This window comes from Xenophilus sp., from assembly GCF_044462705.1.
Taxonomy (GTDB): Bacteria; Pseudomonadota; Gammaproteobacteria; order Burkholderiales; family Burkholderiaceae_C; genus Xenophilus; species Xenophilus azovorans.
In genome coordinates this window covers 1-12,003 of record NZ_JBIQNC010000036.1, presented here as the reverse complement: position 1 = coordinate 12,003, position 12,003 = coordinate 1, and the positions used below count along the sequence as shown (strand labels likewise).

General features: G+C 69.9%; 6 protein-coding genes. 2 read left to right on the top strand and 4 right to left on the bottom strand.

Going from position 1 to position 12,003, the window contains the following annotated elements:
- The coding region (glgA, locus tag ACIY1X_RS08330) for a glycogen synthase GlgA (RefSeq protein ID WP_399679746.1) at positions 1 to 1,129 on the top strand (1,129 nt) is incomplete at its 5' end.
- Between the two features lie 39 nt (positions 1,130 to 1,168).
- On the top strand, positions 1,169 to 3,628 hold the full coding sequence (locus tag ACIY1X_RS08325) for a glycogen/starch/alpha-glucan phosphorylase (protein ID WP_399679745.1): 2,460 nt from the start codon (positions 1,169 to 1,171) through the stop codon (positions 3,626 to 3,628).
- A 25-nt stretch (positions 3,629 to 3,653) separates the two neighbouring features.
- On the opposite strand, the gene ACIY1X_RS08320 is transcribed toward ACIY1X_RS08325, so the two are convergent.
- The 4 genes from ACIY1X_RS08320 to ACIY1X_RS08305 form a co-directional block, all read right to left on the bottom strand.
- Entirely contained in the window at positions 3,654 to 6,758 is a 3,105-nt protein-coding gene (locus tag ACIY1X_RS08320; protein ID WP_399679744.1) for an autotransporter outer membrane beta-barrel domain-containing protein, read from the bottom strand.
- A 319-nt stretch (positions 6,759 to 7,077) separates the two neighbouring features.
- Positions 7,078 to 8,757, bottom strand: coding sequence for a long-chain-fatty-acid--CoA ligase (locus ACIY1X_RS08315; RefSeq protein WP_399679742.1), 1,680 nt, complete (start codon positions 8,755 to 8,757; stop codon positions 7,078 to 7,080).
- A 142-nt stretch (positions 8,758 to 8,899) separates the two neighbouring features.
- Positions 8,900 to 10,312, bottom strand: coding sequence for a Re/Si-specific NAD(P)(+) transhydrogenase subunit beta (gene pntB, locus ACIY1X_RS08310; protein ID WP_399679740.1), 1,413 nt, complete (start codon positions 10,310 to 10,312; stop codon positions 8,900 to 8,902).
- A gap of 33 nt (positions 10,313 to 10,345) precedes the next feature.
- Positions 10,346 to 11,953: a Re/Si-specific NAD(P)(+) transhydrogenase subunit alpha gene (locus tag ACIY1X_RS08305; protein WP_399679739.1), complete on the bottom strand. Its 1,608-nt coding sequence runs from the start codon at positions 11,951 to 11,953 to the stop codon at positions 10,346 to 10,348.
- Positions 11,954 to 12,003 lie beyond the last annotated feature (50 nt).

The following is a 12,003-nucleotide window of genomic DNA, read 5'->3' as shown; positions in this document are numbered from 1 at the left end:
CCACCGCCGCTTCGCCCTGCTGGGCTGGGCCGCCGCGCAACTGGCGCGGGGCGCCGACCCCCACTGGGCGCCCGAGCTGGTGCATGCGCACGACTGGCACGCCGGCCTGGCGCCGGCCTACCTGGCCTACCTGCCCGGCCAGCCGGCGCGCAGCGTGTTCACCATCCACAACCTGGCCTACCAGGGCCGCTTCGGCCCCGACGTCTTCACCGGGCTGGGGCTGCCGTCCAGCGCCTTCCAGGTCAACGGGCTGGAGTTCCACGGCGACGTCTCCTTCATGAAGGCCGGCCTGTACTTCGCCGACCGGATCACCACCGTCAGCCCCAGCTACGCGCAGGAGATCCAGACCCCCGCCCAGGGCCAGGGGCTGGACGGCCTGCTGCGCGGGCGCGCCGGCGTGCTCGACGGCATCCTCAACGGCGTGGACGACCGCGTGTGGGACCCCGCCACCGACACGCTGCTGCCGCACCGCTACCGCATGCCCGAAGGCCGCCGCATGGCGGGCAAGGCGCTGTGCAAGGCGTCCCTGCAACACGCGCTGGGCCTGGAGGTGCGCGCCGACGCGCCGCTGTTCGTGCTGGTCAGCCGCCTGACCGAGCAGAAGGGGCTGCATCTGGTGCTCGACGGGCTGGACGAGCTGATCGCCCGCGGCGGGCAGCTGGCCCTGCTGGGCTCGGGCGACGCCGCGCTGGAGGACGCCTTCCGCCAGCGCGCCGCCGTCGCACCGCGGCGCGTCGCGGCCACCCTCGGCTACGACGAGGCGCTGGCCCACCGCCTGTTCGCCGGCGGCGACGTGACCCTGGTGCCGTCGATGTTCGAGCCCTGCGGCCTCACGCAGATGTACGGGCTGCGCTATGGTGCGCTGCCGCTGGTGCACCGGGTCGGGGGGTTGGCTGACACCGTGACCGACTGCACGCTGGAAGACTTGGCCGAAGGCACGGCCAACGGCTTCGTCTTCGACGACTTCACCGCCCGCGACTTCGGCCGCGCGCTGCGCCGGGCCTTCGCGCTGTTCGCGCGGCCGGCCGACTGGCGCCGCGTGCGCGCCACCGGCATGCGCCGGCCGGCCGGCTGGGCCGAGCCCGCGCAGCGCTACATCGAGGTCTACCGCCACGCCGCGGCGCGCTGACGCCGCGCCCCACAGAACCCTGCAAGACACCCCCGCACCATGACCCCTGCCGCCTTCGAATACGACCACCCCGACCGCGACGTCGCCGCCTTCAAGCGCGCGCTGGCCAACAAGCTCATGTACGCCGTCGGCAAGGACCCGGTGGCCGCCAGCCAGGACGACTGGCTGCACGCCACCGCCCTGGCCGTGCGCGACCAGCTGGTCGAGCGCTGGATGGCCACCACCCGCGCCAACTACGCGCAGGACACCAAGCGCGTGTACTACCTCTCGGCCGAGTTCCTGATCGGCCGCACCTTCACCAACGCGCTGCTGGCGGTGGACCTGTACGACACGGTGAAGGCCGCGCTGGCCGACTTCGACATCGACATGGCGCAACTCGCCGAGCGCGAGCCCGACGCCGCCCTGGGCAACGGCGGCCTGGGCCGGCTGGCCGCCTGCTTCCTCGACTCGATGGCCACGCTGGGCGTGCCGGGCATGGGCTACGGCATCCGCTACGAGTACGGCATGTTCCGCCAGCAGATCATCGACGGCCAGCAGGTGGAGACGCCCGACTACTGGCTCACCCGCGGCAACCCGTGGGAGTTCCAGCGGCCCGAGGTGCAGTACCGCGTGCGCTTCGGCGGCCACGTGGAGGGCCACTCGCCCGGCGGCGCCGCGCGCTGGGTCGGCACGCACGACGTGCTGGCGATGGCCTACGACACCATCATCCCCGGCTACGGCACGCAGGCCACCAACACGCTGCGCCTGTGGTCGGCCCGCGCCACCGAGGAGATCGACCTCTCGGCCTTCAACCGCGGCAACTACTTCGAGGCGGTGGAGAGCAAGAACCACTCGGAGAACGTCTCGCGCGTGCTCTACCCGGACGACTCCACCGCCTCGGGCAAGGAGCTGCGGCTGCACCAGGAATACTTCTTCTGCAGCGCCAGCGTGCAGGACCTGGTGCGCCGCTACCTGCGCAACCACGAGGGCTTCGGCCAGTTGCACGAGAAGGTCAGCATCCACCTGAACGACACGCACCCGGTGCTGGCGGTGCCCGAGCTGATGCGCCTGCTGCTGGACGAGTACGGCGTGCCCTGGGACGAGGCCTGGGCGCAGACGCAGAAGGTCTTCAGCTACACCAACCACACGCTGATGCACGAGGCGCTGGAGACCTGGCCGGTGGAGATGCTCGGCCGCGTGCTGCCGCGCCACCTGCAGATCATCTTCGACATCAACTCGCGCTTCCTCGCCGAGGTGGCGGACCAGGTGGGCCACGACCACGAGCTGATGCGCCGCCTCTCGCTGGTCGACGAGACCGGCGAGCGCCGCGTGCGCATGGCCTACGTGGCGGTGCTGGCCAGCCACTCGGTCAACGGCGTGTCGGCGCTGCACTCGGAGCTGATGAAGCAGTCCATCTTCGCGGACTTCGCGAAGCTCTTCCCCGAGCGCTTCAACAACAAGACCAACGGCGTGACGCCGCGCCGCTGGCTGGCGCAGGCCAACCCGCCGCTGGCCGCGCTGCTGGACGCGCGCATCGGCCGCGGCTGGCGGCGCGACCTGTCGCAGCTCGCGGCGCTCGGGCCCATGGCCGCGCAACCGGCCTTCGTGCGCGCCTTCCGCCACGCCAAGCGCGAGAACAAGCTGCGCCTGGCCAACTGGATCGAGCAGCACATGGGCCTGGTGGTGGACACCGACGCCATGTTCGACGTGCAGGTCAAGCGCATCCACGAGTACAAGCGGCAGTTGCTGAACGTGCTGCACGTCGTCACCCGCTACCACCGCATCCTGGACGACCCGCAGGGCCGCCACGTGCCGCGCGTGGTCGTCTTCGCGGGCAAGGCGGCCTCGGCCTACGTCATGGCCAAGCAGGTGATCCGCCTCATCAACGACGTGGCGGCCGTCGTCAACGCCGACGAGCGCGTGGGCAAGCTGCTCAAGGTGGTGTTCCTGCCCAACTACTCGGTGAGCCTGGCGGAGGTGATCATGCCGGCGGCCGACCTGTCGGAGCAGATCTCCACCGCCGGCACCGAGGCCTCGGGCACCGGCAACATGAAGTTCGCGCTCAACGGCGCGCTGACCATCGGCACGCTGGACGGCGCCAACGTCGAGATGAAGGAGAACGTCGGCGACGAGAACATCTTCATCTTCGGCCACACCGCGCCGCAGGTGGAGGACATCCGCGCGGCCGGCTACCAGCCGCGGGACTATTACGAGAGCGACGCCGAGCTGCGCCGCGCGCTCGACGCGATCCAGTCAGGCGCGTTCTCGCCCGGCGAGCCGGGCCGCTACCAGGCCATCTTCGACACCCTGGTGAACTGGGGCGACCACTACCTGCTGCTGGCCGACTACGCCAGCTACGTCGCCAAGCAGGCCGAGGTCGATGCGCTGTACCTGGACCCGGACGCCTGGACGCGCAAGGCCATCCTCAACGTGGCCGGCATGGGCGTGTTCTCGTCGGACCGCACCATCGCCGAATACGCGCACGAGATCTGGCACACCAGGCCGGTGGCGCTGAGCTGAGCCGCGGCCGAGGCGCACCGGGGCGCTACCAGTGCGCCCTCAGGCCCAGCTGCCCGGCGACGCCGCTTCGCTCCCCGGCGTCGCTGCCCAGGCCGCGCTGCAGTTGCAGCCCGCCGTAGACCACCATGCCCGGACGCAGGCTCTTCTGGCCGCCGATGCCCAGTTCCAGCCAGGTGCGGGCGCCCGGCTGCTCGCTCACCGCCACGCCGCCGATGCGCACGGCGGCGGGGCGCTTGAAGTCGTGCAGCAGGTCGGCGGTGAAGTAGAAGGGCTCGACCGCGCCCGACGCGGGCGACGCGACATCGCGGTCCCAGGCCAGCCGCACGCCCAGCCGCCCGCGCAGCGACTGCGTGCGCTGGCCCTGCACGGCGGAGATCGCATCGCTGAAGCCGCGGTAGCGCGTGCTCATATAGCGCAGCTGCGCCTGCGGCTCGGCGGACCAGCGGCTCTCGCCCAGGCGCCACGGCCGGCCGGCCTCCACCGACAGCGCGCCGCCGGTGCCGCGCTGCACGGCCGTTCCGCCGTACAGGTCGCGGTAGGCATGGCGCAGCTGGTGGATCTGCCCCACGAGGTCGAGGTACCCGCCCGCGTCGTTGTAGCGCGTGTGGTAGGCGCTGAGCGCCAGCAGCCGCGTCTGAACCTCGCCGCTCGTGGCGCCGCGCCCGGCGGCCCGGCGCCGGCGGTCGTGCACGTCCGCGCGGCCGTCGCCCAGCGCCAGCGCCAGCCCGGTGCGGGTGTGCGACTGGCTGCCGCCGGGGCCGTCGTCGTGCGAGACATGCACGTCGCGCCCCAGTTGCAGGAAGCCCATGCGCTGCGAGGCGCCGAACTGACGCTGTCCCTCGGTGCGCAGCCTGCCGCCGCCGACACGCGCCCAGGCCTGGGCGCTGTCGCCGTCCGTCACGGGCAGCGTGCGCTGGTCGCCCTCCCTGCGGTGCAGGGTGTCGAGCACGGCCAGCCCCAGTTCGTTGCCCAGCCCGGGGCCGAGCACATAGCCCGCCACCGCCGGGCGCAGCACCTGGGGCACCGGCACCGGCGCCGGTGAGGGGGCCGGCGGCGCGGGCGGCGCCGGCGGGGCGGGCGGGGCCGGAGACGGGGGAGGAGGCGGCGGCGGGGGTGGTGGTGGCGGCGGAGGCGGCGGGACGTACTGGCTCAGCAGGTACCAGTCGTTGTTGTTCACCGGATCGGGGTTCACGCCGCCGACGCCCTGGAACAGGAAATACTCGTAGGCGCCCTGCTGCACGGGCGAGGCCAGCGTGAAGCTGCCGGCGGCCGAGTTGCCTCCCACGTCGACCACCTTGATGCCGTTGACCGTCTGCGCGCCGGGGCCGTTGGCATTGAGCACCTGGACGCGGGTCGTGCCGCTGGTGTCGCCCGACACCACCAGGCGGTCGGTCGCGGAGCTGTCGTCGCCCAGGTGCGTGTCGAGCCGGAGCAGGCCGTTGCGGCCCACGTAGTTGCCCTGGATGGTGAGGACGTCGCCCACCTTGCCGTCGGCCAGGTTGATGGACGAGTCGATGGACGACACGTTGCCGTTGAGGACGAACTGGGCCGGGGCCGCGCCCGCCTTGATGGCATCGAGCGTGGAGCCGCCCGTCATCGTCAGCCTGTCGAAGGTCGACGTGGCCACGGCCCCCGTGGTCTTCTCGGCCAGATGCCAGGTGGAGCCGTTGTTCAGATCGATGTTCAGCGTCGAGTTGGCGTAGGCCCTGTTCGTCAGGCCGGTCATCACGCTCCCGTTGTCCAGCGTGAGCTGCGCCGAGCTGGCAGTCGTCGAGGCCCGGTACCTGACGATGTCGATCAGGTAGCCGTTGCTCGCGGCGACGAGATCGGAGCCCCTGTCGAACAGGATCTGCACGTCCTGCTGCCCGCTGTCCACCAGCAGCAGCGGCGCGGTCGTCGACTGGGTCCGCACGGTGGCCCGGCCGAAGAGCGCCTGGATGCCCTGCGAATCCACGTTGCTGCCCCAGTCGTCGATCCCGATCGCCAGGGCCGAGCGGCTGGCGTTGATGTCGGTGGCGCTGTTGGGGCCGTTGGCGAGCAGCTGCGATCCGCTGACCGCCATCTTGATGGCGGGGCTCATGTAGGCCGAGGAACCTCCGAAATTGGGGTCCATGTCGATCTTCAGGGCGCCGTTGGAGACGACCAGGCCCTTGCCGGTGCCGACCGCCCGGGTCTTGCCGATCTTGATGGCGCTGCTGTCCCAGGCGCCCGCGCCGCTCTTCACCATCCTGATGGTGGCGTCGTTCAGCACCACCTGCGACACGGCCTCGTTGCCGGCGGCGTCCGATGCGGCGCCCGAAACGTAGATGCCCTCGACGCGTGCGCCGGTGAGCGTCATGTCCAGCGTGCCCCTGATCTCGATCTTGCCGGCGCTGCCGTTGCCGGAATCGCCCGCAGCGCCCTGGATGGCGCGCAGGCCGCTGTTGAGCACGGGCAGGAGTCCGCCGGCGGTGGTCTGCCTGATGGTCGCGTTGTCGAGCGTGATGGTGGAGAACCTGCCGTTGTTGGCCACGACCGCCTCGCCCGAAACGACGGAGGACCCGGCGAGGATGCCGTACGAGGCGACGCCGCCGCTCAGATTCGTTCCGGTGTAGTTGCTGCTGGACGTCAGGTTGAAGTTGTTCCCGTTGATGGCCACCGTGCCGTGCGTGCCCAGGCCGCTGATGCCGCCGCCCGCGCCGCTGTTGGTCAGGGTCGCGGTCACGTCCGTGAAGTTGATGCTGCCGTGGGTCAGGTACTGGTTGCCGATAAGGCCGAAGCCGTTGGCCCCCGAATAGGAAACGTTCGTCGTCCCGATCGTGACGGCGTCCGCGCTGGTGGAGAGGTTGCTGCGGGTCAGGACGTACCAGCTGGCGCCGCTGCCCAGCACCGTCGGCGAGCCGGTCGTGGCGGGCACCTCATTGCACGCCACGCCATAGGGCCCCCCCGTCCAGCCGGCGATGTAGGAGCCGTTCGCGTCGGCCGTGCATGTGACCGCCCAGGCAGGGCTGGCAGCCGCCGCGGTCCACACCAGCACCGCGGCCGCCATCACCGCCCGGCGCGCCGGTTTGCCGCGTGCGCGGCATCGTTCCGGAACGGCCACCCAGGTGCCCAGCGACTCGTTCCAATGGCTGCGGAATGTGCGGTTCATGCGTTCCTCCCTTTGTCGATCCAGTCAACGCAGCCCGAATGGTCCCAGGCAAACCGCCGCCGATCGCAAAAAAGAGACATTTATGTCTCAATTCGCACGAAAGTTCACATTCCGGATGGTGCGCCTTCGTCACAGGAGTACCGAATACCGCACACACCGGCGCCGCGACCACGCCGCGCCCGGCGACGAAAAAGACCCCTCGGTCAACCGCTTCGCGCTTGCCCGATCCCCCGAGGGGATGCTTTTTGTCTTGGGGCGGCCCGGCGACAAAAAAAAGCCCGCACGACTCGGTGCGGGCCCGCAGCGCTGGAGAACGCGCCTAGGTCTTGTCGCGCAGCTCGCGCCGCAGGATCTTGCCCACCGGCGTCTTGGGCATCTCGGTGCGGAACTCGACGATCTTGGGCCGCTTGTAGCCGGTGAGGTTGGCGTTGCAGAAGTCGCGCACCTGCTGCTCGGTGAGCGACTCGTGCTTCTTCACGATCACCAGCTTGACGGCCTCGCCGGTCTTCTCGTCCGGCACGCCGACCACCGCGCACTCGAGCACGCCGTCCAGCGCCGCCACCACGTCCTCGATCTCGTTGGGGTACACGTTGAAGCCGCTGACCAGCACCATGTCCTTCTTGCGGTCGACGATCTTGAAGTAGCCGCGCTCGTCCACCGTGCCGATGTCGCCGGTCTTGAAGTAGCCGTCGGCGGTCATGACCTTGGCCGTCTCGTCGGGCCGCTGCCAGTAGCCGGCCATCACCTGCGGGCCCTTGATCGCGATCTCGCCGCGCTCGCCCGGCGGCACCTCGTGGCCGTCGTCGTCGAGCAGCTTCATCCAGGTGCTGGGCAAGGGCACGCCGATGGTGCCGGTGTACTCCTTGCTGGTGGTCGGGTTGCAGCTCGCCGAGGGGCTGGTCTCCGAGAGGCCGTAGCCCTCGCAGATCGGGCAGCCGGTCTTCTCGAGCCACAGCTTGGCGACCGCGCCCTGCACCGCCATGCCGCCGCCCACCGAGACCTTCAGGTGGCTCCAGTCCACCGTCTTGAAGTCGGGGTGGTTGGCCAGGCCGTTGAACAGGGTGTTAACGGCCGGGAAGCTGTGGATGGTGTGCTTGGACAGCTCCTTGAGCGTGGCCGCCAGGTCGCGCGGGTTGGGGATGAGCACCAGCTTGCCGCCGGTGCGCATGCTCAGCATCATGCCCACGGTGAAGGCGAAGATGTGATAGAGCGGCAGCGCGCACACGCTGGTGGGCTGCTGGTCCTTCGGCACGCGCTCCATCACCGGCTGGTTCCACGCCTCCGACTGCAGCACGTTGGCGATGACGTTGCGGTGCAGCAGCACGGCGCCCTTGCTCACGCCGGTGGTGCCGCCGGTGTACTGCAGCACGGCGACGTCGTCCGGGCCGATCTCGGGCGCCTGCAGCGTGCGGCTGCCGCCCTGCGCGATCGCGTCGTTGAAGCGGATGACGCCCGGCAGCTGGAAGGCCGGCACCATCTTCTTCACGTTGCGCAGCACGTAGTTGACCAGCGCGCCCTTGAGGAAGCCGAGCCGGTCGCCCATGGCCGCCAGCACGATGTGCTTGACCTGCGTGTGCGGCAGCGCCTGCTGCAGCGTCGCGGCGAAGTTCTCCATGATGACGATCGCCTTGGCGCCGGCGTCCTTGAGCTGGTGCTCCAGCTCGCGCGCGGTGTACAGCGGGTTCACGTTCACCAGGATCAGCCCCGCGCGCAGGATGCCGGCGACGGCGATCGGGTACTGCGGGCAATTGGGCATCATCACCGCCACGCGGTCGCCCTTGGCCAGGCCCAGCCCCTGCTGCAGGTAGGCGGCGAAGGCGCGGCTGGCCTGGTCCACCTCGGCATAGCTGACGTCCTTGCCCATGAAGCTGTAGGCCGTGCGATCCGCGAAACGGCCGAAGCTCTCCTCCATCAGCGCCACCAGGGAGCGGTACTGGGTCGGGTCGATGTCGGCGGGCACGCCGGCGGGGTAGGCGGAAAGCCAGGGGCGGTCGGTCATAGGTCTCCTCGCGTTCTCGAATTCAACAAGGCAAACAAGCGAAGCGCCCGCCATGCGGTCGCTGCCAGCTATCGAAACAGTAGCGATCCCTGCCGGATGCTACCCGATGGCCCGCAGGCGCCGAAGATGGGCGTACCGGCGGTCAGCCTTTGAGCACCGCCAGCACTTCGTCGAGCATCTTCTTGGCGTCGCCGAACAGCATGCGGTTGTTCTCCTTGTAGAAGAGCGGGTTGTCCACGCCGGCGTAGCCCGAGGCCATGGAGCGCTTCATCACGATCGAGTGCTTCGCCCTCCACACCTCCAGCACCGGCATGCCGGCGATGGGGCTGCCCGGGTCTTCCTGCGCGGAGGGGTTCACGATGTCGTTGGCGCCGATGACCATGGCCACGTCGGTGTCCGGGAAGTCCTCGTTGATCTCGTCCATCTCCATCACGATGTCGTAGGGCACCTTGGCCTCGGCCAGCAGCACGTTCATGTGGCCCGGCATGCGGCCGGCCACGGGGTGGATGGCGAAGCGGACCTGCACGCCACGCTCGCGCAACGTCTTCGTGATCTCGTTGACCGTGTGCTGGGCCTGGGCCACGGCCATGCCGTAGCCGGGCACGATGACCACGCTTCGGGCCTCGCGCAGCATCTCGGCCGTCTCGGCCGCGCTGACCGGCACCGCCTCGCCCTGCGGCTCGGCGGCCTCGCCCTTCTTCGCCGGCTTGCCGGCGCCCGAGCCGAAGCCGCCGGCGATCACGCTGATGAAGTTGCGGTTCATCGCGTTGCACATGATGTAGCTCAGGATCGCGCCCGACGAGCCCACCAGCGCGCCGGTGACGATCAGCAGGTCGTTGTTCAGCATGAAGCCGGTGGCCGCCGCGGCCCAGCCCGAGTAGCTGTTGAGCATCGACACCACCACCGGCATGTCGGCGCCGCCGATGGCCATGACCATGTGCACGCCGAAGAGCAGCGCGATCACGGTCATCACCACCAGCGGCAGCATGCCGGCCTGCACGTCGTGCGCGGCCAGGAACTGGCGGCCGAACCAGATCACCACCAGCAACGCGACCAGGTTGAGCCAGTGGCGCGCGGGCAGCAGCAGCGGCTTGCCGCCGATGCGGCCGGCGAGCTTGCCGAAGGCGATCAGCGAGCCCGAGAAGGTGACGGCGCCGATCAGGATGCCGATGTAGATCTCCACCTCGTGGATGACCTTCTCCGCGCCCTGGAACTGCACCGAGGTGTCGACGTAGCTGGCGAAGCCCACCAGGCAGGCCGCCAGGCCCACCAGGCTGTGCATCAGCGCCACCAGCTCGGGCATCTGGGTCATCTTCACGATGCGGGCGGCGTACAGGCCGACGCCGCCGCCGATCACCAGCGCGATCACGATCCAGGCGAGGCCCGAGGCGCTGACGCGCGGGCCGAACACCGTGGCCAGCACGGCAATCGCCATGCCGATCATGCCGAACAGGTTGCCGCGGCGCGAGGTCTCCGGGTTGGACAGGCCCCCCAGGCTCAGGATGAACAGGATGGTGGCGCCAAGGTAGGCCACCGTCGCAAGACTTTCAGACATGGTCGTCCTTCCTTCTTGTTGTTGTCGTTCTCGTCACTTGCGGAACATGGCGAGCATGCGACGCGTGACGGCGAAGCCGCCGAACATGTTGACCGCCGTGAGCACCAGCGCGGCGAAGGCCAGCCAGCGGATCAGTTCGTCGGGCCGGCCGCCGGCCGCGGCATCGGGCGGCGCGATCTGCACCAGCGCGCCGATGGCGATGATGCTGGAGATGGCGTTGGTCACGCTCATCAGCGGCGTGTGCAACGCGGGCGTGACGTTCCACACCACCATGTAGCCGATGAAGCAAGCCAGCACGAACACCGTGAAGTGGCCCAGGAAGGCGGCCGGCGCGAAGGCGCCGATGAGCCAGAACAGCACCGCCGCCACCGCGAACAGGACGACGACCGTCTTCGCCGGCAGCGGGCCGCCGCTGCCATGGCCGTGTCCGCCCTTCTTCTCCGCCACCGGCGCGGCGGCCGGCTTGGGCGCGGGCGCGGCGGCGGGCTTGAGCGGCGGCGCGGGCCAGGTGATGGCGCCGTCCTTGATCACCGTGAGGCCGCGGATCGCGTCGTCCTCCATGTTGACCACGGCATGGCCGTCCTTGGCCTTGCACAGTTCCTCGGTCAGGCGCAGCAGGTTGGTCGCATACAGCGTGGACGACTGCTTGGCCAGGCGCGAGGCGAGGTCGGTGTAGCCGATGATGGTGACGCCGTGGCGCACCACGGCCTCGCCGGGCACCGTCAGCTCGCAGTTGCCGCCCTGCTCGGCCGCCATGTCCACGATCACGCTGCCGGGCTTCATCGACTGCACCATCTCGGCGGTGATGAGCTTGGGCGCCGGCTTGCCCGGGATCAGCGCGGTGGTGATGATGATGTCGGCGTCCTTGGCCTGTTGCGCGTACATCTGGCGCTGCGCGGCCTGGAAGCCCTCGCTCATCACCTTGGCGTAGCCGCCGCCGCCCGAGCCTTCTTCCTCGTAGTCCACCTTGACGAACTCGCCGCCGAGCGACTTGACCTGGTCGGCCACCTCGGCGCGCGTGTCGTTGGCGCGCACGATGGCGCCCAGGTTGGCCGCCGTGCCGATGGCCGCCAGGCCCGCCACGCCGGCGCCGGCGATGAACACCTTGGCCGGCGGCACCTTGCCCGCGGCCGTGATCTGGCCGTTGAAGAAGCGGCCGAAGGCGTTGGCCGCCTCGATCACGGCGCGGTAGCCGCTGACGCCGGCGGTGGAGGTGAGCGCGTCCATCTTCTGCGCGCGGCTCAGCGTGCGCGGCAGGCAGTCGATGGCCAGCACCGTGGCCTGCTTGCCCGCGAGCTGCTGCATCAGCTCGGGGTTCTGCGCCGGCCAGATGAAGTCGACGAGCGTGCCGCCCTCGCGCATCAGCGCCACCTCGCCCTCGCTGGGCGGGCGCACCTTGAACACGATGTCGGACGTCGCCCAGAGGGCGGCTGCGCCTTCGACGATCTCGGCGCCGGCGGCGCGGTAGGCGTCGTCGCTGAAGTTGGCCGCCTCGCCGGCGCCGGCCTCCACGGCGACCTGGAAGCCGAGCTTGATCAGTTTCTCGACGACGTCGGGCACCGTGGCCACGCGCTTCTCGCCGGGGAAGGTCTCCCGGGGAATGCCGATGCGCTGCACGGGCGGAGTGGGACTGCTGGGCATGAAGAATCTCCTCGCAAAAGGGGTTCGTGTGTGATGCGGGACGGACTCAG